This is a genomic window from Candidatus Tisiphia endosymbiont of Melanophora roralis (genome assembly GCF_964026575.1).
GTDB lineage: Bacteria > Pseudomonadota > Alphaproteobacteria > Rickettsiales > Rickettsiaceae > Tisiphia.
Genome location: NZ_OZ032161.1, coordinates 396,513 through 419,729, shown reverse-complemented (window position 1 = coordinate 419,729; position 23,217 = coordinate 396,513). Strand labels below are relative to the sequence as shown.

The following is a 23,217-nucleotide window of genomic DNA, read 5'->3' as shown; positions in this document are numbered from 1 at the left end:
AATACTCTAACTATGATAATACCATACTCTTGTTTTAGATAATACAATAGACTTCTTTCGAAACTCGCTTATGCTGAGGGATTTGAAGGAGACGCGGAACGCAGAACCGCAGCGTACTCTAATGTACGTGAGGATTCGAGTACCGCATCGACGTACAAATCACCAGCAGAAGTAGAGTTTCGAAAGAAGTCTAATATATGTTTTTTTGTAGGGAAGCTCAATAAGGTAGGATATATATCATTTCGTAAAGTACCTATATTAGGATTAAGACTTAAAGCAATAGCTTTGTTATGTATCTCATCTAAATATTTTATAGTTTGCTGCCTTCCCCAATGTTTTAGTGTGTAATCTGTAATATCTTCAAGATCACGTTTCGCACTATTTGTAAATTTACACTGAACCATTAAGCTTTATTTTTAAGTTATCAAAAACAACCTTATGAGAGTGTATTTTATTTTTTGCTAAGTCATCTAATCCTTCAGAAATTGCAAGTTTTAATACTTGTTCTTTAAAAGATTCTAATTCATGAAACTCTTTATCAGAAACTATTACAGCTATAGGCTTGCCATTTCTACTAATGCTGATAGGTTCTGTTTGCACTTTGATAAGTAATTCACCAAACTCACGTTTTGCTTCAGTTGCATTTAATTCTTCCATGATAATAATTATTTTAATTAATATGATTAGTTAAAACATAAATTATTAATATAATCAAGTTAATTACAATGTCTTTTTCTTTTGGAACATTACATTGTGCCAATCACTAAAAGTTTGATTCTCAGTTCTTGTTCGCACAAAATTATAGAATATTTTTAAGGTATTATAACGATCCAACTTCCATTGACAGCGATAATTTTGATCACTAGGCTTACAACTTGGTACTAACTTATAACCATTACTAACTGATTCTACATATGTTACCAAATCATCGAATGGTTGTAACTCGCCAGCTTCTTGTTGTTTTAACATCATAAGCTCAGCTGTAGCTGCCGTGGTACGACCATCTCCACCTAAGCAATGTAAATAAACCCATCGACTTGGATTTAATTTTAATTTTTGATCAAAAAGTGCTACCATTTTATCTAAATTATCACGATTTGGCTCTCGATGATCTAATGTGGTAATTCTATAATAATCAATATTCAAATTTGCCATTATATCAGCTTCAGTCTTAGTAGAAATAGGTATACAGATTACCGGATCCTTCTTTGTTGGCGTAGTCTTCAAATTATTTACATATATACTAAGTTGCTTGTAAGTTGGTAATATTGAACCAAAAAGATATTGCTCCCGTACTATAATTTCCTCTTGAGATTTATTAGCGTTGACGTCATCATATGGTAAACTGATAAAGGACACTGGGTTTAGGTCGTTGAATCCATGATACTCATTCCTTAAATCAACATCAATAATATCTGTTTTAGATCCAATAGCATTTTTAAATTGGTTGACACTAAATTGTCCACTGGCAATTATATTATATTGTTCAATATATCTAATATTTTTAGGAAGTAATTCTTGTAGTTTATTATGATTATTAAATTGGAAATATGCTAAATTTCCATTATTTAAATATTCCGATGGCAACATGTAAATAATACAAGATGAACGACTACGATATGATATAAGCAATAATAACCCCATTATAGCAAATGCAATAATAAATTGAGATTTTCTACTTATGTTTAGACTTATTATTTTCTTCATTTATATGATACTAATTTGCTAACAGTAACAGAGCAATCTAAACTAAACCCCTTGCCTAGCTAGTCTTTCTTCAATCTCATGACGGAAATGACGAATTAACCCTTGAATAGGCCAAGCAGCAGCGTCTCCAAGGGCACAAATAGTACGTCCTTCGATCATTTTTGTAACATCCAGTAACTGATCTATTTCATCTATTTTTGCCTGACCGCGTACCAGTCGCATCATAACTCGCCACATCCAGCCTGTACCTTCTCGACAGGGGCTACACTGACCGCAAGACTCATGCATGTAGAATTTACTAAGCCTAGCAATAGCGTAAATAATATCCGTAGAATTATCCATAACAATAATTCCACCAGTCCCGAGTGCCGAACCAGCTGCCCTTAAACTATCAAAATCCATTGCAACATCCTGACATAATGACTTTGGTAGCAACGGTACTGATGAACCACCTGGGATAATAGCTTTCAGATTACTCCATCCACCCCGTACACCCCCGGCATATCTCTCAATCAACTCCTTTAAAGGTACGCCCATGGCTTCTTCAACATTACATGGCTTATTTACATGGCCAGAAATACAGAAAATCTTTGTTCCGGTATTATTAGGCTTACCGATTCCAGCAAACCAATCAGCTCCACGCCGAAGTATAGTAGGCACAACGGCAATTGATTCAACATTATTAATAGTTGTTGGACAACCATATAAGCCGAAATTAGCCGGGAATGGTGGCTTTAATCTAGGGAAGCCCTTGTTGCCCTCTAAGCTCTCGAGCAGAGCTGTTTCCTCACCGCAAATATACGCCCCAGCCCCTCTATGCAAATGAATGTCAAGATGATACCCTGTACCACAAGCATTACTGCCTATAAAACCGGCATCATAAGCCTCATCTATAGCACGCTGTACATTGGAGGATTCGTTATAAAATTCACCACGAATATATATGTAACAAGTATGTGCGTTAATAGCAAAGCCGGCGAGTAAACAACCTTCAATTAATTTATGTGGCTCATACCTCAAAATATCACGATCCTTGCACGTACCAGGTTCTGATTCATCAGCATTAACCACTAGGTAACTAGGCTTTGGATGATCTTTAGGCATGAACGACCATTTGGTGCCAGTCGAAAATCCAGCACCACCCCGTCCTCGCAGACCTGATTTTTTTACTTCATCAATTATCCATTCTCTACCTTTAATAATAAAATCTTTTGTATTATCCCAATCTCCACGTTGCTTACTACTTATTATATCATATTTTTCCTGCCCACTAAGATTAGAAAAAATTTTATCGCTAATTTGTAACATAATTAACTCTTAGAATATCTACACATGATATTATAGCTGAAGGCAAACAATTGTGAAGAATAAATATTAGCAACCTCAATTTCGGATTAATTTCATTAATCCGAAATTGGAATGAGAATGTAAACAATCAGGCTTAAAGCGGTTTGACGCCTGATTGTTAAATATTTCATTTGCTAATAATCTTATTTTTGTACCAATAAAAATAAGATTATTAGCGATAATAGATTAAAATGCATTCGTATACTCAATTAACCTGAAGAGTTGCAGAAATGGTTAACGGTAATAGTTTGGAAATTATCGTTTATTAAGGTACGTAACCTATCTTTATAATCGGCGATGTTGCTGAAAAATTTGTTTATTGCTTCCGAAAATTGTTCAAAATTATGATAAAATTTATTATTAGTTGTAATACTGTGCATAAACTTCCATAATCTCTCAATTGGGTTAAGATTTGGACTATATGGTGGCAAAAATACTAGCTCTATTTTACTATTTACTAGGTATTCTTTAACTTTCTTGGATTTGTGGTAACTAGCATTGTCACAGATTAAATATATTCTTTCCTTGTCACTATTCTCCTCTTCCAATCTCTGTAGAAAATTAACTATCTGCTCCCCATTTATTTTGGGGTTCTCTGTCCTTACTAACTGTAAATCAGCTAGATTAATAGCACCAATCATGTGCTTTCTTCTCCAGCCACTGAATGTTGGTAAGGTCTTATCTTGCTTCTTTCTTATCCAACCGCACCTTGCCCTTGCTTGATACTGAGGATGAACACCATCCATAAAATATATGGCTTCCTTATCTCTGAGATTCCCTTTTAGTAAACTGTAGTTTAACTTAAATAATTCTTGCTTGTCAAAATCCAGCTTAGCCGGTACTATTTTCGCCTTCTTGTAAACAAAACCCAATTTGTATAGTAATTTTGTTACTCCCGTTATCGTATATGTTACCCCATATTTGTTCTAAATGTGATGCATGATATCTTTAGCATAAACATAATTATTTGCTTCTAGGTGACTCGCTAATTCTTCCCTCTCACCATCACTTAATTTGCTTGTGCTACCTCCATTGTTGGTATCAAGCTTATTGGCTTTTTGATAATCAACAATATGTTTTCTTATCGATTCGTGGCTCAAGAGTAGTACCTTAGCAATCTCTACATTACTATACCCATCGTCATACATCAAAACTGCCTTAATACGATCACGTATGCGTCCGTCTCGTTCTGTCTTATGACGTTCCTTCAACTTTTCTCTTTGTTCTTCTGTCAATACATTCTTACTCATAATCTCCTAAACTCTACAATATCTCTCCTATCTTTGCAACCCTTCATTTACGAGCAGTATACCAATGTCAATCTTGGCTTTGTGGTTAGTAAAGTTAAGATAAGTACTGTCTTGTATCACTAGCAATAAATTATCATTATTGTTATTAATTCTATCAGTAGTTTGCCTAAAATGCGACTCTATTAAATGATCATTGTTAACTTTGCTATTAACAAAAAAATCATAAGCTTGTCTTTGATCTTGTGGATTATCAAAAAGATTCTTAATACAGATTGTAAATTTTGCCATTAGGGCTGTAAAAATCTTTAAAGCTTTTGATTTAAGACGTTGATCTTTTAAAACTAAACTTTCAAATTCTGATTCAAAAAATAACTTATTACTTCCTTCTCCTAGTCCCAAACTACCCAATTGTTTACCTCAAATCTTAAAAAATAAAATTTAATATTATCTTATTTCTTTTTAATCCTTGCAACTAAAACTTAAGGCTAACTGTTAGATTTGGTTTCGGCTCGGATGTTTCGCTGTCTACACTTTACTACTGTGTCGTTACCTTCAGCTGCACAAGACTCGCTATATGGTGGAGCTAGCTACTCCTTCCATAACAGGACTTTCAGCCGTAAGATTAATGCACCTTATCTTGACGCACACACAATCAGTTGGACAGAGCCTAGAGCCTTAATAATTCACATTTTTCCAGTCGGAGCGTTTAGTTTCTCCGGTTTTATAAAAAGAAGTTACTTCTTTGATAAAATGTTCAAAATCCGAATTTTCTTTAACTAGCCTATTAGCCATATTCCAATCAATCTCTAATCTTTCTTTAGCAGGAATTAGTATTCGACCTTTTTCGGATTCGTTTATGTTTAATAAAATAAATCCTATACCGTGCCTAGCAGAAAGAATTTCCAGTTCACGAGAAGTGTTACTATCCTTGCTTTCTACTAGAGAGAAAGCTACTAAATATCCATAGTGAGCCCATGAAGAATTTGATAGTGCTTGAAAAAAAGATTCTCGTACATTGGAGTGATTAATTTTTACTTTCACCTCAAAAGACCAAAGTTTAGCTTTTATATCCGCATATTGTTTGACGCAATCTTTGATCGGCTCTGCCCAACCTTTCGTCATAGCCTCCATTCCCACTAGGTCGGGATATAACCATTTATTAGCATTAGTACCACTACGATTTGAAGAAAGTTTATCATTAATAGTCATGTTATAAATACTAAGCTCATCCCAAAGAAATTCTGAAAGCTTTAGATACACCTCTTTTTCTTTTATGTTTGACAATTTTTCAGCTTCTTCTATCTCCGCTTGATCAGTTTTTTTAGTAAAATAGTATTTACGTGGACACTCTTGTGTTATTTTAATACCAGGTTCTTGTTTTTGTATAGCTTCATTACGTTCTTTAGTCATTTCTCCACTAAAGAGTACTATAATAATTTGAGCTATTTTTGCTGGATCAGTTACATTGAGTATTGATTTGCATTTACTGTTCTCCGCTTTTCTCTTGACTTCCTCAGGATAAGTTTTTACTAGCCATGCAGCTATTTCTCTAGAAGTAAATTTCTGACCTTCATTGGCTTTAAGGAAACTAATAATTGCTCTGTTACGGTTAAATTGCATAGATACTACTATTTTATAAACTACTAATAAATAATAATCAGAATAGTAAAGAATTTAAAGAACACTAATATATAATTCCAAGTTATTATCTTTAAATTTAAATGTAGTTGTAATATTACAACTTATTCATTTTTAACAAATACCCAATCTTTATCGGAAGACTCAGTTTCACTATAATAATAGTTTTGTTTAGAGAACTGTTTTAATTTTTCAGGTACGTCTATAAGATTTTCTGCAATAAAGTTAAGCATGCTGCCCCTAGCTTTCTTGGCGTTTATAGCTATTATTTGTAATTTATTATTTCTTTTTTCTTTAAAATATATATTAATTATTGGATATTTAAGATCATTTTGATTTATGGCAGAGGAATATTCATTAGAGGCTAGGTTGATTAGATATTTATTTTGATGAGTTGCTAATATTTGATTTAGATAATTGGTAATATCAATTTGCCAAAAATTGGATAATTTTTCTAAATTTGGCAATTTTGTTGACATTTCTAGCCTATAGGGTTTTATTTTATCTAAAACTCTTAGTGGTCCATATAAACCTGATATAATTAACGTGTGTCCCTGCAAGAAATCCCATTGCTCTTTAGAGAAACTTCGTCTATCAATATTATCATAAACATCCCCATCATAGGCAAATATCGCTTGCTTTTGGGGATGGTTATCGAAATCTTGAAATCTATGATAATTAAGCTCAGCCAGTTTGCTACTTACATTCATTACCTGCTTGATCTGATTTTGCGATAGACTTTTACATATCTGTAAGAGATACTGCATTTTAGTAAGGAAATGTGGCTGCGTACATGGTAAATCCGGTATTTCCGAGATGAAATCCTGAGTCTTAGCTGGTGAAATTATACTTAGCATATCTGTAATCTAATAAGAAATTTACAACTTAACTGATTCAATTAATTTTCTAACTCCATCTACTGATTTATTAAATAGATATTGTTCTTCATCATTTAATTTTATTTCCACTATTTTTTCTACACCATTTTTACCAATAATAACTGGTACTCCGACATACATATCTTTTACTCCATATTCCCCTTGAAGATAAGCAGCACAACTTAATATTTTACGTTTATCTTTTAGATAACTCTCTAACATTTCAATAGCAGAAGTTGCCGGAGCATAATAGGCAGAACCATTTTTAAGTAGTGAAACAATTTCTCCACCACCATTTTTTGTGCGATCTATTATCGCATTAATACGTTCTTTCGTTGACCACCCCATTTCTACTAAATCTAAAACTGGTATACCGTTAATTGTCGAATATCTAACCAAAGGAACCATTGAGTCACCATGACCTCCAAGTACAAAACTACTAACATTTTCTACGGAAACATTAAATTCATTGGCTAAGAAAAAGTTAAATCTTGATGAGTCAAGTACCCCAGCCATACCAACCACCATATTGCTAGCTAGTCCACTTTCCTTTAACATTACGTAAACCATAGCGTCAAGTGGATTGGTTATAACAATGACAAAAGCGTTCGGTGCATATTGCTTAATGTTGCTAGCCACAGTTTTTATAACAGTAGTATTAACATTAATTAAATCATCCCGACTCATTCCGGGTGAGCGTGGTACTCCAGCTGTAACAATTATAGCATCTGAACCTTCTATGTCTTTATAATCGTTAGTACCTTTGGCAATTATATCTGATCCGGTAATTGTCCCAGCTTGTGATATATCTAAAGTCTTACCCTGCGAAGGACCTTCAGATAAATCAAACATAACTATATCAGCAAGTTCTTTAAAGGCTATCAAATGTGCAAGTGTTCCGCCAATCTTTCCTCCACCAATTAAAGCAATTTTTGTTCTTTTAGCCATACTTCCTCCTGAAAAACATTTTATGAATTCATTGAATCAAAAAATTCTGTGTTAGTTTTAGTGTTTTTAAGTTTATCAATTAAAAATTCTGCTGCATCGATAGTTCCCATTGGGTTAATGATTCTACGAAGAATCCACATTTTGGTTAAAATGGCTTTATCAACCAATAGCTCCTCTTTACGTGTACCAGATTTAGTAATATCAATCGCAGGGTAAACGCGCTTATCAGCTATTTTGCGATCGAGGACTATTTCAGAATTGCCAGTACCTTTAAATTCTTCAAAGATTACCTCGTCCATACGAGAACCGGTTTCAATTAAAGCAGTTCCTATTATAGTCAATGAACCACCACTCTCAATATTTCTTGCCGCTCCAAAGAATCTTTTTGGACGTTGCAGGGCATTTGCATCAACTCCCCCAGTAAGAACCTTACCAGACGAGGGTACAACAGTGTTATAAGCTCTTGCAAGTCTTGTTATTGCGTCAACCAATATTACTACATCTCTTTTATGCTCGACCAACCTTTTGGCTTTCTCAATAACCATTTCAGCAAGTTGAACGTGTCTAATAGCGGGTTCATCAAAAGTTGAGCTAACTACTTCACCACGCACTGAACGTTGCATATCAGTAACTTCTTCTGGGCGTTCATCAATTAACAAAACAATTAAAAATACTTCGGGGTTATTGGTGGTAATAGCATGAGCTATATTTTGCAATAGAACAGTTTTTCCCGTTCTTGGTGGAGCAACAATCAACGCACGTTGTCCTTTACCCATAGGAGCAACCAATTCAATTATTCTTGTACTAAAATCCTTACTATTATCTTCTAGCTCTAGGGATAATTTTTCTTCAGGATAAAGTGGCGTTAAATTATCGAAATGTACTCTATGATAGGCCTTAGAAGGGTCTTCAAAATTAACTTTGTTTACTTTTAACAAGGCAAAATAACGTTCTCCTGGTTTTGGAGCTCTAATTTGCCCTTCTACCGTGTCCCCTGTACGTAGTCCAAAACGACGAATCTGACTTGGGGAAATATAAATATCATCAGGACCGGCTAAGTAATTTACTTCTGGAGATCTAAGGAAGCCAAACCCATCAGGTAAAATTTCAAGTACGCCTTCTCCTGAAATCAAATCACCCTGCTCAACAGATTTCTTGAGTATAGCAAAGACTAGCTCTTGTTTTAGCAAAGCACCAGAATTTTCAATATTAAGATTTTCTGCCTGTATTTGCAATTCTTCAGGTGACTTACGTTTTAATTGTTTAAGGTTGATGATAACAATACCATCTTTATTAGGATTATCATACTTGGTACTATTATTATAATAAATATCAGGTGATTCCTTATTGTTAGTAACTGTATTTTGGGTCATACCTATTTTTTTTAGATTAGTTAAGATCAGACTTTTCTAGAAACTTTATTCTTTCTAGGTCATTTTGTTGTTAGAATCAATCGAAGGAATTCTCATGTACACTAGTACTACTTACGATTTTTTGATTAATTTTTTAGTAAAAATTCCTTTCATAGCTAGTTTTGAAATAGGTCTATTGCTTTAAAAACTGGGAGAATCACGAAACCTACGAAAGTCAAGTTACTTAAAGATTAAGGTTAGACTACTACTCGAATGATTAGACTTCTTGCATAATTCTACTTTTGTTGGTAATTTATTCGTCGTGCCTAGGCTCAAATCCGTAACGGAATTTGAGTGTGCTGCAAGTCGAGATTTCGTGGCTTCCTTAAATCCTTGCACATAAGCGAACTCTGCAAGAAATTTATTGAAATTAGCATCACAAAATTTTGACAGCTCAGCTAGACTATGTGGACCTAGAGAGCATTCGTATTTCCGAGTAACTAACTTAATTTGGGAATTGGTATTAATACTAACTTAATTATTTATATTTATCAAATTATTTTGCGGTTGTCAAACAAATTACACATGGTAGGGTAATTTATAACTAACCCGAAAAGGTTTTAGGTATAGTAATGGTGAAGCCTTGATGTCTCGCGTAGGTAGCGAAATCTAAATACAATTTTACGATGTCATCCCAGCGAAAGCTGGTATCGAAAAAAATAGACAGGAAGGGTGCTATACTAGCTTCTATACGACAAAATTGACCAATTTACCATAACCTTCCTTTATTTACTGCTTTAAGAGCAGGTTTAGTAGGTTTAGTAGATGTTGTTAGTTCTCTTTTAATTGTTTCTACATGCCTTAACGTTTTTTTTACTTGTTGAATTTCTATTTTAACATTAGTACTAATAATACTAGACATGCTTGGATTATTTTGTGGCTTCATTGATGATAATTTATCTGTTTGAGTTTCCTGAACTATGGAGGCTTTTGTAGGCATTGCTTCTACCTTTGGGTTGGGCAGACCAGCAGTATCTTCAGCTAGCTCTTGAGATATAGATTTGTCCATCTGAGCTATCGAATTGCTCTGTAACTTATCCACCAAGACTCTGTTATCTAGTTGATCCGTAGTTAACTCATTTAATCTGTGTGCTTCTATATTTTCTAACTTAGCTTCTGTTGGTGTTGATACCACAAAATTAGAACTACTAGGTTCGGGTATTTGTTTTGTTTCTATGCTAGAATGTTGAGTAAGAGGAGGTGGTGGTGTGGACACTGAAGTTGACATGGTTGGTGCAGTTTGATTGCTATATTTGTCTGTAAGGTGTGTAGCAATATCCTGTAAATTATTTGTAGAAATAGGTAATTTTTGAATCACAGAAGAATACCAAGATTTATCTGCTGCAATTTTATTTGTTATGTCAGATATTATCTCGTCTTTATGATTTCTTAGTTGCTCAGAACCAAGTTCTATTAAAGTTGGAGATAATTGTTCCGAGATTTTGTTATTTTGTTGTTCTGTAATCTTTATATCTGTTTTATTTTGAATTCTGTTAATAGATTCTTTAATGATTGGTTTTGAGACTAATTCTGCATCTTTATCTTTAATAATTGGATTAATAGAATCGGCAAATCGTTTGATATTTTCTTCTGTAATTTTTCTCTCATCTAAGGTTAGAAACGAAGAATTTTTTTGAGCATTATCTACACTAAAAAATTTCTGAGCTTCCTTGCCAATTAAGCTATGTAATTCTGTTGGTTTCCACTCTTCAAATAACTCAGTTGCTAATTCACTCGGCATATGGACATAAGGTAGCAGCTGTTTACAAAAAGCCTCTTGTCTACTCTTTTGTTCTTCCATAGAACCAGTATCCTGTATCTTTATACTAAGAGTCAATAAAAGCCTTTTGGTTTCATTTGCTCTATAATTAACAAACTCTGGACTTAACCCATTATTCCTACTATCTACTAATTCTTTTATAAAAGAATTAGCAGATTCATTAACTGCATTAGAAAGAGCTGTACGTTCTGTCTTATTAAGTTTTGTGAATTCTTTAGCAAATTTAACAGTTTTATTTCCTTGGCTAATAGTTTTATTAAAAATATTAAGTTGCTCGGTACTAAAATGTCTTGTATCTGCTTGTAAACTTTCCATAGTTTTGTTAATTACTGTACTGGCATAATCTGATTTAGGAATTGCTTGACCTTTTAACTCTAATATTACTTTTTTAACAGCTTCAAGAGCGATCTTATCCTCATCATTGTTACTTTTAATATCATTTAATACAAATCCCTTTAAACTAGCTTCTAAGTTTGCAAATTGCCTATCTGCTTTTGCCTTGTCATTGTCGTTCATAAGCCTTTTAGAACGTTCTATATTTAAACTAAAATTATCAAGAAGTTCTTCTGTCTTTTTATCAGATAAATTACAGTAAAAACTTTCTGTTGCTAATCCAGTCATTGCACTCATAAATGATTCGTTAGTACCAATGAGTACTCCATTAGCTATAAATTCTTTTGATAATTGTGGAGTTGGTTGTTTTAGAAATTTAAGTTTATATGTGTATGCCCTTCCTATTAATTTATTTATATTTTCAATCTCGTTTTTAGTGTTAACTCTAATAATATCATCTTTTTTATCTGCTAAATGGCTATCACTTTCGTACCCAGAATCAACAGATCTTACCGATATATTATCATCTTGATTCGTACTATATTCAGAATGAATAGACTCCTTATCACTCTCAAAATTAGATATATTTAAATTACTGGATTCTATAGTTGCTCTATTGTCTGACATAAAAACCTTTCATTATATACTCGATGAAAATCAACAATTGCGTTGTCATTGTCCAAGACCTGCGGTGCTCACGTACTAATGTACGCTGTGCTCCTCGGCTTGGACACTCCTAGCACTTGTTGATTTTGATTCTATCGTCTATCAACTCTTCATTTACGAGTAGTATATTAACCACAAAATTGGAAGACATATAATCCCTATTGCAAAAGAGTCTCTATTGAATTGATGATTCTTGCAAGCATTTTGATATAGAACAAATATACTTAACGCATTTCAGAGTTAGCGTTGTTGTATTTTTGTAAAAAACCCTGCTAACCCTCAGTACACGACATAAAGGTTAACAAAAAATTAATGTCTTGCAAAACGTAATAATTATAATACAAAAATAGAAAATTGCTGGGTAATATTTAACTATTAAGTTGCGATAGTTCAATTAATGATATATTTCATACTACGTATTTTCTACTATCGTATACTTTTTTTGGCTATTAATTTTTTGTTAACCTTTATGTCATGTACTGAGAATTTTTAGTTGATTTTCAAAATCTTCTTGTGTACTACTCACTAATGGTGTTTGATGATTAAATCAACCTGATCACTAAATCTGTAAGCAACATAATGTTCACTACTAAGACACTATTGATATATTGATACGAGGAACTATGAAGAGTGAAGAGAGGAATCCCGAGCGGATAATAACTATTGAGCATGCTAAGCATGTTCTAAAACAATCTAGTACTGCTCTATTTATGAAAAGAAGCATGAAGAGTGCAAATGAAAAAGCAGGAAAAACATTGATAAAGCAAGCTATAGAAAGATCTAGTTCTGATAGTTACACTGAGAATGGGTCATCTAAAGATGAATTTGTACATTTTGAACCAATTAAAGATTTTCTTGCGTCTCATAAAAAGGGATGGTGTTATATTAACAGCGAATCTAAACATGGGTTATGTTCAGAAAATGCAACACCTAATATTAGAATGTTAGAGTCAGTACTAGCAAAAGAAGTAGAGCTAAAATCTAAACCAAAAAGTTGGTCTAATTATATCAAGGAGCATAGAAATACTTACCTATTGCCCCCTCCTAGCCCTGAAACATCTCAGATTGGGCTGGATTCTGTTGACGTGCTTAAAAAAATACCGTTAATTGATACAGTACTGCCTGGAGCTTCTACTGTGTCTACTGTGAGTAAAATATTGCCCGAAACAATCAATCCTTATTATTTTAGTGTTCTCTATTGCTCAGGTATACTTAGTAAGAGCGAAGAAATATTACACCGACAAGTCTTCCATTTTTATGAAAAACCTGAGTATCAGGCTTTTCCTGTGACCGCAAAATTTTATGACCAGATAGAAACAGTAGAAATAACAGGAAGTACTTACGATGATTTAGGGGGATAGTATAAGAATTCCCTCAGTACACGACATAAAGATTAACAAAAAATTAATGTCTTACAAAACGTAATAATTATAATACAAAAATAGAAAATAACTGAGTAATATTTAACTATTAAGTTGCGATAGTTCAATTAATGATATGTTTTATACTACGCACTTTCTACTATTATACACTTTTTCTTGGCTATTAATTTTTTGTTAATCTTTATGTCGTGTACTGAGCTGCTAACCTCAGTTTTGGATTAAAATTAAAAATTTTAATCCAAAACTGGCTAGAATATCAGAAAAATGCATTCTTGAAGCGGCTGGTATACTGCTCGTAAATGAAGGGTTGCAAAGATAGGAGAGATATTGTAGAGTTTAGGAGATTATGAGTAAGAATGTATTGACAGAAGAACAAAGAGAAAAGTTGAAGGAACGTCATAAGACAGAACGAGACGGACGCATACGTGATCGTATTAAGGCAGTTTTGATGTATGACGATGGGTATAGTAATGTAGAGATTGCTAAGGTACTACTCTTGAGCCACGAATCGATAAGAAAACATATTGTTGATTATCAAAAAGCCAATAAGCTTGATACCAACAATGGAGGTAGCACAAGCAAATTAAGTGATGGTGAGAGGGAAGAATTAGCGAGTCACCTAGAAGCAAATAATTATGTTTATGCTAAAGATATCATGCATCACATTTAGAACAAATATGGGGTAACATATACGATAACGGGAGTAACAAAATTACTATACAAATTGGGTTTTGTTTACAAGAAGGCGAAAATAGTACCGGCTAAGCTGGATTTTGACAAGCAAGAATTATTTAAGTTAAACTACAGTTTACTAAAAGGGAATCTCAGAGATAAGGAAGCCATATATTTTATGGATGGTGTTCATCCTCAGTATCAAGCAAGGGCAAGGTGCGGTTGGATAAGAAAGAAGCAAGATAAGACCTTACCAACATTCAGTGGCTGGAGAAGAAAGCACATGATTGGTGCTATTAATCTAGCTGATTTACAGTTAGTAAGGACAGAGAACCCCAAAATAAATGGGGAGCAGATAGTTAATTTTCTACAGAGATTGGAAGAGGAGAATAGTGACAAGGAAAGAATATATTTAATCTGTGACAATGCTAGTTACCACAAATCCAAGAAAGTTAAAGAATACCTAGTAAATAGTAAAATAGAGCTAGTATTTTTGCCACCATATAGTCCAAATCTTAACCCAATTGAGAGATTATGGAAGTTTATGCACAGTATTACAACTAATAATAAATTTTATCATAATTTTGAACAATTTTCGGAAGCAATAAACAAATTTTTCAGCAACATCGCCGATTATAAAGATAGGTTACGTACCTTAATAAACGATAATTTCCAAACTATTACCGTTAACCATTTCTGCAACTCTTCAGGTTAATTGAGTATATAGTCAATTCAGGAGAATTTGGTGACGTCGTCGCTCGCCTATTATCTATAGGCTTCGCTCCTCATCTTCGAGATAAATATGAGCAAAAATTATGCTATAGAAGTGGATTATCATGCGGCGTGTGGGAAAACTAAACCTCATTTCCATCAACTTTTTATTTACTCTTAATCGGAAATTTAGGTTTATAGAAAATATCGTGAGATAATATCATTACTTACATATTCTCCGCTAGAATTATTTTTAATCCACTCTTCATCTAAAAAATTCATAACTACTAAATCATTAGAAAATTTGTACTTTTGATTATATACTAATTCTTTCACTATTAATTTTTGTATTTTAGGATGTAACATATATTGTTGTGGCTTTTGATTAACCTCTTGAACTAAATGAAATACTGCTTGCACGATTCCACCAAGTAATAATCCTCGAGTAAGTTGTATATCATTGGCTGGCACAGATTCTCCAGAATTATCCAAATTTACAGGGTATCCTCCTCTAAAAATATTGAACGTTGCACTATCTGTAGAATATTCTATATTATCCAATACGTTAGAGGTATTAATAGAAGAATTATCTTGAATAATATGCAATAATGACTGAAATTCTATATCTTGTGATGAGCAACTAATTAGATTCTTTGTTCCTCGTATTTTATTGACGTCAAGAGATAAAGTAATATCTTCTCCTGTACAACCAAAAATATATTCAGATTTCTGAAATAAAGATAGAATATTATTTGCAGTTTTAATCTTCTTCATAAGATTATACTTACTGTCAGATTTATCATATATTATTACTTTATGATTTAAAGATAATAGTTTCCGGGCGACAGCCCTTCCTATAGCTCCAAGACCTACTACTCCACAAATAAGGCTATGAGATTGTAAAGGCAAAATTTTATCAAGTTTTTGTATGACGGCCTGAGCAATCATTGGAGGTTCTAATATCTGCTTTGTAGCAGAATAAGCAACGTCAATAAAAGGTAACGTGGTATTATTCTTTTTAGTAATATTAACAACACCGGATGATGTTTGCTCTACAGCAAAGACTTTGTAATTATTACTTAGTAACTTTGGAATATTTGTTGTACATTTACTACCATCATCTAGTATGATAATAGTGTCAGATTTTACATTCATTATGGTAGTAGCAACATTAGCCCACATATTAGCTATATCTATATTAAAATAATAGTTAAAATAGCCAAATTGTTGCGGTTGGGAACTAGGGTAGTAATTTACTCCCATTTCTATAAGTTGGACAATTACTATAGGACAATTTGAGTATATTTTACCCATTATATGAATATTATTCGGCTTAGCACCTAATCTGATAAGAGATTTTATTAAATCTATTGTTGTAAATAACAAATGTTGTACACAAACAAAGGTAACATTTTTTAAATTAAGATACTTACATCCTTTTAATTTATCTATTATACTTTGTAGAGTTGCTAATATGGGTGTATTTAAATTACTCATAATAAACTCAAAAAATTACTCGTCATTGTATATAGCAATACAACCATTAAAAAAACTAGATGAGGAGCAAAATACTCTTGCTTCCTTACCATTACTATTATACTCTAAAAATCTAGCATCATCTTCAGATATAATTTTACTAGATAATATCTGACCAAATGGATCGTTTCCAGAATGAAATAACTCAAATTTTATGTTTTTAAGTGAGTTGACACTATGATTCTCAATTTGGTGAATAGTATTTATTAAAATATCTAATAATCTTTTAATCTCTCTTTGATCTTCAATTATACTTGGAGGATTTCTACAATAAGGAGAGCTATTAAATAGAGTAGGAAAGCTAAGAGAATAATAGACTTTACTATTTTTAGTAAATTTTGCTGGTTGCATAATATTTGGTATATAATCTTTTAGATTATAATCATTTACATATATTTGCTGTATTAAATTCATTGGCAAACCTGTATCATCCGTGGATGGCTTAAATGCTATAGCAGAACCTTTAGAAATCAAAATTAAAGTCTAACAGTGTCTATTAAATATGATCGTGGTTTTAAATTACGTAGATTAATTGCATGAATAAAAAATGACCATAATAAACTAAAATCTGTAAAATCTTCTAACAATTGAAATTGTTTCCAACATTGATTAACTAGATAATTATAAAAACCACTATATCCAAGATCATTTGGTTGAAGAAACCACTCATTAGAAAATACTAAAATGCTATTATTCCAATTTGAATTATGAGAATACTTATTAATATCTACAAATGTCTGCCAATGATCTGACAAACTATAGGGAGCATGGATATCAACCCCTAATTTTTTTTTAATTCTATTATGACCCACTGTGTCAGAAATACTTGGAATCATAACAGTAGAGCGAGCTCCGGCTGACACATTCCAAATAGGCATGTCTAGTGAAGATGTTTGGTTTAACATATGCATTAATTCAAATAGACCAAAAAGTTCACCAGTCAAAAGAACATTAAGAGAAACAATTCTATTTTGTATCTGAACAAATACTTCACTCAAACTATTAAGAATTAAGGATAAGGGAATATGACTATATCTCAACTTCTTTTTTAGAAATTCTGGAATTCTTGAGTCATTTATAGAAATTAGTTTGCCGTCTTTAGTTGGTAGATGAAACTCCCCCCTATTAACAATATATGCTCCATAAGGATATTTTATTTTGAATAAAGAATATTTTCCGCATTGATTAACATTATCACATTTTTCTGCCAGTTCAGGATTAACCTTATAAACTTCATCCTTAACTTCAGACCATTTGACTTCTTCAACACTAAAATTCAAATCTTCTTCCATACCAAATTCTCGTATAATTAAATGAACTTAAAGTGATTAAAATTGGTGAGTCTATTATATTTATTTCTCTGCCTCTATTAATAAGAGTATATTAGATTCTTTTATAAGGTTAAATTCTTGTTCTGTAAAGCTCTGTAAAGCATTTTCTTTTAAAAACAAGTTATGTTTCCTTACATTCTTGAAGCCCAATTTTTCCATTAATCTCTTTATAGTATCAAAATCCATATGATAGCACGTTACAACACAATCATTTGTAATACTAATTTCTATGGGGCAACCATCCGTGTACTCATCTTTCAAAAACTTCGTAGGAAATTTTAATATATCAAAAACCTCTGGATAAGAATATGCACTTATAATATCTAAAGTGCATATTATAACTTTTCCTCCTTGTTTTAAGCATTCATAACAATTTTTGATAAATATTTCTAATTTACTTAAAGCATCTATATATAAAATCACAAAGATATTATATACAATATCGTATTCATGTTGTCCCAAAATTACAGAACTTTCAACATCAGAAAAATCTAATACATGTAACTCAATATTACTATTTTTGATATTTTCTTTACATAGCTCTACTTGATAAGGAGAAATGTCGCACCCTACTAATTTCAGTGGATTCTCAGCATAGAAAATTTCTAAATATCTACCAAATCCACAACCTATCTCTAATAGAGCCTTGTCTCTTACATTTCCTATAATATTTTTTACGTGTGGGTTAATAATATAATTATTAAATCTAAATTCCTTAGTTTCTCTATAAGAATCAATAATAGTTTTTAATTTCCAGTTATTCATAATTTTACCATTGAACAATTAGAGGAACTGCTTTTTATTATTTTAATAATAAGAATTAAAATTAAAAAGCACTAAATTACAATAGCATAATTTTAGCATGCTATTCTTGCCCCCTATTTTCAGTCTTACCAAGTGTGTTTATATATGGTTTCTTTATACTTATTATAAAAATACGAGACTTTATGAGAGATCAGGATTATTGGCAAATAAAATTCAAAATGTGTCAATACTCAAAAAGATTGTTAAACCAGCTTTTAATATTAAATGAACATATTAAAGACAAGGTGGATATTATTGAAATTAAGAAAGCAATATATTATGCTAGGAAATATCATGCTGACCAAAAAAGACAATCAGGAGAGCCATATTACTCACATCCAATAGAGGTAGCTTACATGGTTGCTACTTACACGGCTCAAACACGTCCACGATTTTTTAGAACAGACATGATAGTTACCTCATTACTTCATGACTGCCTTGAAGATACAAATATAACTGAAGAAACGATTAATATTATCTTTGGTAGTAAAGTTGCTAATCAAGTTCAAGACTTAACTAGAATAAAACCAGAAAAAAAGATTAGTGTCGTGGAAATGATTAATTCTTTATTTATTCAAGGAAAGTCAGATATATTGATTATTAAAATTTTTGATCGTTTGCATAATATGAGAACTCTTTACGCAAAATCCTCTGAAAAAATTGATAAAACAGTTAATGAAACTTTATGTTATTTTGTACCACTTGCTATGCATCTTAATATGAATGATATAGCAAACGAATTAATTAATATATCTTTAAAATACCTACTAGGTCGTAACTGTAAATTGTAAGCAGTGTTTGACCCTCTAATAAAAATTAACCACCTAATACCATTTCTGAAAACTAATCATCACGTCGTCGTACTTCATGATCTCCGCTCCTCACGTACTAGTTGTCACACTACTGGACAAAAGAAATGGAGTGGTTGCAAGAGCTAGTAAATAGAGTATTTTAGATTGAATACAAAAAAATCTGTGGGACTCTATGTTACTAGCCGAATTACTACCTAATCATTTTTAGATGAAAGATTCAAGACTAAATACGTTCAAGAGATGGGATATCGAAGCTGCCTTTAAAGAGTGCAAAAGTAATGGTTTTAGAATGGAAGATACGCATATAAAGAGTAAAGTACGATTAGAGAATTTTATAAAATGTTTATTTGTAGCATATGCAATAGCAATAAAAATAGGAGCAATTGGAGAGCAAGAACAACCGATAAAAATGAAGAAAACGTTAGGATGCAGGAGTTATTCTGTACTACAGTTAGGTATAAGATCAATTAAACAAGCTTATAGTCGTTCTAAGCAATTTTTTGATTCCTTAGTCATAAAATTGCTTAAGTTACACTTTGCACAACCAATATAACCTTTTCGTCCAGTAGTGTGACTAGTTGTACGCTCCGGTGTACAACTGTTGAAAGTTTACAAATACCTATACCACAGAGTCTATTAGCGAGCGTAAGCGAAGTAATCTAGGAAACAATCTATAGATAAATGATGTTACTGGACTGCTTCGTCGACCTTACAGCCTCCTCGCAATGACCTTGGTTATTTTTCTGCAACTTTTAAACTGCCATGATGAGCTTTAAAACCGCTCCCTTTTCTAACCTTCAACAGTTGTGGGGACATCGTTCTGATGATTATTTTATTCTGTTAACCGATGCCGGTGAGAAGAAATCGCCTTGCATATTATCGATTTTTAAGTTGATTAAAAAATTGGCTATTTCCCCATTTTCAACAAATTCTGCTACAGTTTGAACACCTAAATTTTCAGAAATTTTAATTAACCGTTTAATGAAATCTTGACTTTGTATATCGCTAGTGATGTTACGTACATAACTACCATCAATTTTAATAATATCTATCGGTAGATTTTGTAATTGTTTAAATGAAGTAAACCCAGCTCCAAAATCATCCAAAGCAAATTTACAACTAAATTTTCTTAATCTGTGCATAAAGAATTTTATTTGTTGGTAATGCTGATTAAGGGTAGTCTCAGTAATCTCAATAATTAATCTTCCTGAAACATCATATGTTTGTAATAGTTTTTCTGCTATCTCTAGGAGAGAAACATCTAATATACCAATATTTGAAATGTTAACTGCAAGCACTAAGCTAGGGTTAGCATCTAGTTCTTTAATTGCCATTTCTAGCACTATTTGATCTATTATAAAAATTAAACCTTTCTTTTCAGCTTCTGGAATTATTGCACCTACAGAAAATAGATTATTATTTGTGTCAGGAATCCTTAGTAAACATTCATAGTAATGAATCTTCATTGTTTTACGGTCAATAACTGGCTGATAAGCAAAAACCATTGTTTTGTTTAATAAAGCTTTTCTTAAGAGATTCAGCTGCTTATTGGACTCTTTAACAAACTCTATATTATAATATTTATGGTCATACTCACGATAATAACTTTGGTCACCTTGATAAGAAACTAGCCAATTTAATAGATTATATACTTCTTTAGCTTGATTGGTAAATTTGGGAAACTCTATGCTAGCACTACTGCAATTCATATAAACTGCAGGTAACAGATCATCGACATAAAGTTGAGATAATAAATGTATTTTTAGGACAACTTCCTTAGCTAGATTTTGGTCTAGTGTGGGTAAAACCAACAATATTCTATCATGCTCAATTTGTTTATAAACTGATATAGAAGGAGCAGTAATTAATTTATTACAAACTTCAGAAATAATTTTATTAAGTTTGTCAATTATATAAATATCTCCTCCCATCATGGCATTCAATTCGTCGTAATTTAATAACTTAAAAGAGATACAATACCCATGCCCGGCTTTATCAAGTTCAGATTGCAAATTTCTAATTTTTGTATCTAATTTTGCCATAACCAACTAAATATAATATTTACTAAATACTAAAATCCCAGTAGACTTGATACAAGTAAAAGTTTTATATATATATAACTATGACCAAAATAAATAGAATAAAAAGAAAACTAGATGTGTTAAAACCACATTATTGCGAAATAATTGATGAAAGTTACAAGCACGCCAGCCATAATGGTGGCATTACTGAAAGTCATCTTAAGATCAAAATTTTTGCAGCAGCTTTTATAGGAAAAAGTTTGCTAGAACAGCATAAAATAATTAACAATCTTTTAGCAGATGAACTAGCTAGCGGACTACACGCATTATCAATTGATACGAAAAACCCCCACTCACCTACTGATTAATAAACTCTTCTTTTTTTCTTGACAATCAATTATATTACATAAGATATGGACAAGGTTCATTCAAATAAGCTTTTACTCGATCTTGAAATAAATTTATTATGCCTAATATGTGTAATTGGAACAAAAATTTACCTATTCTAATTCTTGTTATTTTAGCTTGTGTAATATGGTATATACCGGCCCCTGAAGGACTTGATGTTAAGGTGTGGCATCTTTCTATTATATTTATTACCACTATTGCAGCTATAATTCTTAATCCTTTACCTATGGGTGCTATAGCCTTATTTAGCATACTCTGTTGTATTCTGACGCAAACCCTTTCCTTAGAACAAAGTCTATCCGGGTTTAGTCATAGCATTATATGGCTGGTGCTGCTTGCTTTTTTTATTGCTCAGGGTTTTATAAAAACAGGCTTTGGGGAGCGGATAGCTTATCACATCATTCTACTTGTCGGGCAAAGTACCCTTGGTATTTCATATGCTCTAGTAATTGTTGATTTTATACTCGCACCTTTCATTCCTAGTGTATGTGCTAGGGGAGGAGGGATAATTTTTCCTATTGCTCAGTCACTCTGCACTGCTTACTCTAATAAAACAAATTACGAAACATCCGTTTCAAACGGTGGATTTCTCATGAAAGTAGTCTTTCAATCAAATGTGATAACTAGTGCTATGTTTATTACCTCTATGGCCGCTAATCCTTTAGCTGTTAAGTTCGCAGCTGATGCTGGGATTATAATTTCATGGAGTGACTGGGCAATAGCAGCTATAGTGCCAGGCGTGATTTCTCTTGCTGTCATGCCTCTTATTCTTTATTATTTACATCCACCCTCAATTAAATACGATCCATCTGCTATACAAATAGCTAGGGCAAAATTGCAAGAAATAGGTGATATATCATTGCAAGAGATTATTATGCTAATAACTTTTGTAATTTTAATTTTTTTATGGATGCTTGGCAGCAAATGGGGATTATCAGCTACTACAGTTGCACTATTGGGCGTATGTATTTTATTATTATGCAAAGTAATTAAATTTGAAGATACTCTTGCAGACAAAGGGGCATGGCATACCTTTATTTGGTATGGCACTTTAGTTATGATTTCAAGTTTTTTGTCTGATTTTGGTTTAATAGCATGGGTTAGTGATAAACTTAGAGACAATTTATTAAGTTTTTTCTCTCCAATGATTGGTATAATTATACTTTCTGTAATATATTTTTATATACATTACTTTTTTGCCAGTACTACAACCCATATTGCTATACTTTTTCCTACTTTTCTAGCGTTATTTATACATGCTAAAATGCCTAGTTTACTATCTGTATTGCTACTTAGTTTTTTATCAATATTATCTTCGGGTCTTACTCATTATGGACTCAGTAGTGCTCCAATATATTTTGAGACAGGATATATGAAGATCAGAACATGGTGGTATCTTGGTTTAGTTTTGAGTCTAGTATATGGCATTATATGGATTTTTATAGGCGGTATGTGGTGGAAAACACTAGGTTTGTGGTAGAATTGCTACTAGAATATATAGCAATCATTGCTGAATAATTTTATTTATTATAGAATTAGTCTTTAATCTTGTATAATTTGCTGTTAGACTCTCTTTTAAGA

General features: G+C 32.3%; 24 protein-coding genes. 7 read left to right on the top strand and 17 right to left on the bottom strand.

Annotated features, from left to right (window positions below):
• Positions 1 to 68: 68 nt before the first annotated feature.
• From AAGD53_RS07715 to AAGD53_RS02020, 12 genes are all read right to left on the bottom strand, one after another.
• Positions 69 to 404 (bottom strand): type II toxin-antitoxin system RelE/ParE family toxin, encoded by a 336-nt coding sequence (locus tag AAGD53_RS07715; RefSeq protein WP_410521110.1) that lies wholly within the window; start codon positions 402 to 404, stop codon positions 69 to 71.
• Positions 391 to 657 carry a type II toxin-antitoxin system Phd/YefM family antitoxin gene (locus AAGD53_RS02070; protein WP_341762049.1) on the bottom strand — a complete coding sequence of 89 codons (267 nt, stop codon included), beginning with the start codon at positions 655 to 657 and terminating at the stop codon, positions 391 to 393. Before AAGD53_RS02070 ends, AAGD53_RS07715 begins: the two co-directional genes overlap by 14 nt.
• A gap of 63 nt (positions 658 to 720) precedes the next feature.
• Positions 721 to 1,707: a hypothetical protein gene (locus AAGD53_RS02065; protein WP_341763092.1), complete on the bottom strand. Its 987-nt coding sequence runs from the start codon at positions 1,705 to 1,707 to the stop codon at positions 721 to 723.
• Between the two features lie 42 nt (positions 1,708 to 1,749).
• Positions 1,750 to 3,015 carry an NADH-quinone oxidoreductase subunit NuoF gene (gene nuoF / locus AAGD53_RS02060; RefSeq protein WP_341763091.1) on the bottom strand — a complete coding sequence of 422 codons (1,266 nt, stop codon included), beginning with the start codon at positions 3,013 to 3,015 and terminating at the stop codon, positions 1,750 to 1,752.
• A gap of 248 nt (positions 3,016 to 3,263) precedes the next feature.
• Positions 3,264 to 3,926, bottom strand: coding sequence for an IS630 family transposase (locus AAGD53_RS02055; RefSeq protein ID WP_341763084.1), 663 nt, complete (start codon positions 3,924 to 3,926; stop codon positions 3,264 to 3,266).
• Between the two features lie 54 nt (positions 3,927 to 3,980).
• Positions 3,981 to 4,304, bottom strand: a complete 324-nt coding sequence (locus tag AAGD53_RS02050; RefSeq protein ID WP_341756103.1) for a helix-turn-helix domain-containing protein — start codon at positions 4,302 to 4,304, stop codon at positions 3,981 to 3,983.
• A 27-nt stretch (positions 4,305 to 4,331) separates the two neighbouring features.
• On the bottom strand, positions 4,332 to 4,712 hold the full coding sequence (locus AAGD53_RS02045; RefSeq protein WP_341763090.1) for a transposase DNA-binding-containing protein: 381 nt from the start codon (positions 4,710 to 4,712) through the stop codon (positions 4,332 to 4,334).
• Between the two features lie 267 nt (positions 4,713 to 4,979).
• Complete coding sequence (locus AAGD53_RS02040; RefSeq protein ID WP_341763089.1) at positions 4,980 to 5,924, bottom strand: hypothetical protein; 945 nt, start codon at positions 5,922 to 5,924, stop codon at positions 4,980 to 4,982.
• Positions 5,925 to 6,046: 122 nt separating this feature from the next.
• On the bottom strand, positions 6,047 to 6,799 hold the full coding sequence (locus AAGD53_RS02035) for a YaaA family protein (protein ID WP_341763088.1): 753 nt from the start codon (positions 6,797 to 6,799) through the stop codon (positions 6,047 to 6,049).
• A gap of 21 nt (positions 6,800 to 6,820) precedes the next feature.
• Entirely contained in the window at positions 6,821 to 7,768 is a 948-nt protein-coding gene (gene mdh / locus AAGD53_RS02030) for a malate dehydrogenase (RefSeq protein ID WP_341762044.1), read from the bottom strand.
• Between the two features lie 20 nt (positions 7,769 to 7,788).
• On the bottom strand, positions 7,789 to 9,141 hold the full coding sequence (gene rho / locus AAGD53_RS02025; protein WP_341763087.1) for a transcription termination factor Rho: 1,353 nt from the start codon (positions 9,139 to 9,141) through the stop codon (positions 7,789 to 7,791).
• A gap of 748 nt (positions 9,142 to 9,889) precedes the next feature.
• Positions 9,890 to 11,920: a hypothetical protein gene (locus tag AAGD53_RS02020; protein WP_341763086.1), complete on the bottom strand. Its 2,031-nt coding sequence runs from the start codon at positions 11,918 to 11,920 to the stop codon at positions 9,890 to 9,892.
• A 662-nt stretch (positions 11,921 to 12,582) separates the two neighbouring features.
• Between AAGD53_RS02020 and AAGD53_RS02015 the strand changes: the two genes are divergently transcribed.
• From AAGD53_RS02015 to AAGD53_RS02005, 3 genes are all read left to right on the top strand, one after another.
• Positions 12,583 to 13,320, top strand: coding sequence for a hypothetical protein (locus AAGD53_RS02015; protein ID WP_341763085.1), 738 nt, complete (start codon positions 12,583 to 12,585; stop codon positions 13,318 to 13,320).
• Positions 13,321 to 13,687: 367 nt separating this feature from the next.
• On the top strand, positions 13,688 to 14,011 hold the full coding sequence (locus tag AAGD53_RS02010) for a helix-turn-helix domain-containing protein (RefSeq protein WP_341756103.1): 324 nt from the start codon (positions 13,688 to 13,690) through the stop codon (positions 14,009 to 14,011).
• Between the two features lie 54 nt (positions 14,012 to 14,065).
• Complete coding sequence (locus AAGD53_RS02005; protein ID WP_341763084.1) at positions 14,066 to 14,728, top strand: IS630 family transposase; 663 nt, start codon at positions 14,066 to 14,068, stop codon at positions 14,726 to 14,728.
• A gap of 191 nt (positions 14,729 to 14,919) precedes the next feature.
• Here the strand turns inward: AAGD53_RS02005 and AAGD53_RS02000 are convergent, their stop codons facing one another.
• Genes AAGD53_RS02000 through AAGD53_RS01985 form a run of 4 tightly spaced genes read right to left on the bottom strand, consistent with a single transcriptional unit; the run spans position 14,920 to position 18,356 of the window.
• The gene (locus tag AAGD53_RS02000; RefSeq protein ID WP_341763083.1) at positions 14,920 to 16,221 is read right to left on the bottom strand and encodes an NAD(P)-dependent oxidoreductase; all 1,302 of its coding nucleotides are present in this window, start codon (positions 16,219 to 16,221) and stop codon (positions 14,920 to 14,922) included.
• A 15-nt stretch (positions 16,222 to 16,236) separates the two neighbouring features.
• Positions 16,237 to 16,734: a hypothetical protein gene (locus AAGD53_RS01995; RefSeq protein ID WP_341763082.1), complete on the bottom strand. Its 498-nt coding sequence runs from the start codon at positions 16,732 to 16,734 to the stop codon at positions 16,237 to 16,239.
• Positions 16,735 to 16,736: 2 nt separating this feature from the next.
• Complete coding sequence (locus tag AAGD53_RS01990) at positions 16,737 to 17,552, bottom strand: hypothetical protein (protein ID WP_341763081.1); 816 nt, start codon at positions 17,550 to 17,552, stop codon at positions 16,737 to 16,739.
• Between the two features lie 60 nt (positions 17,553 to 17,612).
• Positions 17,613 to 18,356, bottom strand: a complete 744-nt coding sequence (locus AAGD53_RS01985) for a class I SAM-dependent methyltransferase (RefSeq protein WP_341763080.1) — start codon at positions 18,354 to 18,356, stop codon at positions 17,613 to 17,615.
• Between the two features lie 182 nt (positions 18,357 to 18,538).
• Between AAGD53_RS01985 and AAGD53_RS01980 the strand changes: the two genes are divergently transcribed.
• Positions 18,539 to 19,186 (top strand): HD domain-containing protein, encoded by a 648-nt coding sequence (locus tag AAGD53_RS01980; protein ID WP_341762036.1) that lies wholly within the window; start codon positions 18,539 to 18,541, stop codon positions 19,184 to 19,186.
• A gap of 229 nt (positions 19,187 to 19,415) precedes the next feature.
• On the top strand, positions 19,416 to 19,760 hold the full coding sequence (locus AAGD53_RS01975) for a hypothetical protein (protein WP_341763079.1): 345 nt from the start codon (positions 19,416 to 19,418) through the stop codon (positions 19,758 to 19,760).
• Between the two features lie 274 nt (positions 19,761 to 20,034).
• On the opposite strand, the gene AAGD53_RS01970 is transcribed toward AAGD53_RS01975, so the two are convergent.
• Positions 20,035 to 21,249: an EAL domain-containing protein gene (locus tag AAGD53_RS01970; protein WP_341763078.1), complete on the bottom strand. Its 1,215-nt coding sequence runs from the start codon at positions 21,247 to 21,249 to the stop codon at positions 20,035 to 20,037.
• 80 nt (positions 21,250 to 21,329) lie between these two features.
• On the opposite strand from AAGD53_RS01970, the gene AAGD53_RS01965 reads away from it, so the two are divergent.
• Both AAGD53_RS01965 and AAGD53_RS01960 read left to right on the top strand, forming a co-directional pair.
• On the top strand, positions 21,330 to 21,596 hold the full coding sequence (locus AAGD53_RS01965) for a BolA family protein (RefSeq protein ID WP_341763077.1): 267 nt from the start codon (positions 21,330 to 21,332) through the stop codon (positions 21,594 to 21,596).
• Positions 21,597 to 21,694: 98 nt separating this feature from the next.
• Positions 21,695 to 23,116 carry a DASS family sodium-coupled anion symporter gene (locus AAGD53_RS01960; RefSeq protein ID WP_341763076.1) on the top strand — a complete coding sequence of 474 codons (1,422 nt, stop codon included), beginning with the start codon at positions 21,695 to 21,697 and terminating at the stop codon, positions 23,114 to 23,116.
• The last annotated feature ends 101 nt before the right edge of the window (positions 23,117 to 23,217 follow it).

Bases quoted from the DNA above. Each gene is read 5' to 3' on its own strand.
- AAGD53_RS07715 (WP_410521110.1), bottom strand. From the start codon at position 404: ATGGTTCAGTGTAAATTTACAAATAGTGCGAAACGTGATCTTGAAGAT.
- AAGD53_RS02070 (WP_341762049.1), bottom strand. From the start codon at position 657: ATGGAAGAATTAAATGCAACTGAAGCAAAACGTGAGTTTGGTGAATTA.
- AAGD53_RS02065 (WP_341763092.1), bottom strand. From the start codon at position 1,707: ATGAAGAAAATAATAAGTCTAAACATAAGTAGAAAATCTCAATTTATT.
- nuoF (WP_341763091.1), bottom strand. From the start codon at position 3,015: ATGTTACAAATTAGCGATAAAATTTTTTCTAATCTTAGTGGGCAGGAA.
- AAGD53_RS02050 (WP_341756103.1), bottom strand. From the start codon at position 4,304: ATGAGTAAGAATGTATTGACAGAAGAACAAAGAGAAAAGTTGAAGGAA.
- AAGD53_RS02040 (WP_341763089.1), bottom strand. From the start codon at position 5,924: ATGCAATTTAACCGTAACAGAGCAATTATTAGTTTCCTTAAAGCCAAT.
- AAGD53_RS02035 (WP_341763088.1), bottom strand. From the start codon at position 6,799: ATGCTAAGTATAATTTCACCAGCTAAGACTCAGGATTTCATCTCGGAA.
- mdh (WP_341762044.1), bottom strand. From the start codon at position 7,768: ATGGCTAAAAGAACAAAAATTGCTTTAATTGGTGGAGGAAAGATTGGC.
- rho (WP_341763087.1), bottom strand. From the start codon at position 9,141: ATGACCCAAAATACAGTTACTAACAATAAGGAATCACCTGATATTTAT.
- AAGD53_RS02020 (WP_341763086.1), bottom strand. From the start codon at position 11,920: ATGTCAGACAATAGAGCAACTATAGAATCCAGTAATTTAAATATATCT.
- AAGD53_RS02015 (WP_341763085.1), top strand. From the start codon at position 12,583: ATGAAGAGTGAAGAGAGGAATCCCGAGCGGATAATAACTATTGAGCAT.
- AAGD53_RS02010 (WP_341756103.1), top strand. From the start codon at position 13,688: ATGAGTAAGAATGTATTGACAGAAGAACAAAGAGAAAAGTTGAAGGAA.
- AAGD53_RS02000 (WP_341763083.1), bottom strand. From the start codon at position 16,221: ATGAGTAATTTAAATACACCCATATTAGCAACTCTACAAAGTATAATA.
- AAGD53_RS01990 (WP_341763081.1), bottom strand. From the start codon at position 17,552: ATGGAAGAAGATTTGAATTTTAGTGTTGAAGAAGTCAAATGGTCTGAA.
- AAGD53_RS01985 (WP_341763080.1), bottom strand. From the start codon at position 18,356: ATGAATAACTGGAAATTAAAAACTATTATTGATTCTTATAGAGAAACT.
- AAGD53_RS01980 (WP_341762036.1), top strand. From the start codon at position 18,539: ATGAGAGATCAGGATTATTGGCAAATAAAATTCAAAATGTGTCAATAC.
- AAGD53_RS01975 (WP_341763079.1), top strand. From the start codon at position 19,416: ATGAAAGATTCAAGACTAAATACGTTCAAGAGATGGGATATCGAAGCT.
- AAGD53_RS01970 (WP_341763078.1), bottom strand. From the start codon at position 21,249: ATGGCAAAATTAGATACAAAAATTAGAAATTTGCAATCTGAACTTGAT.
- AAGD53_RS01965 (WP_341763077.1), top strand. From the start codon at position 21,330: ATGACCAAAATAAATAGAATAAAAAGAAAACTAGATGTGTTAAAACCA.
- AAGD53_RS01960 (WP_341763076.1), top strand. From the start codon at position 21,695: ATGCCTAATATGTGTAATTGGAACAAAAATTTACCTATTCTAATTCTT.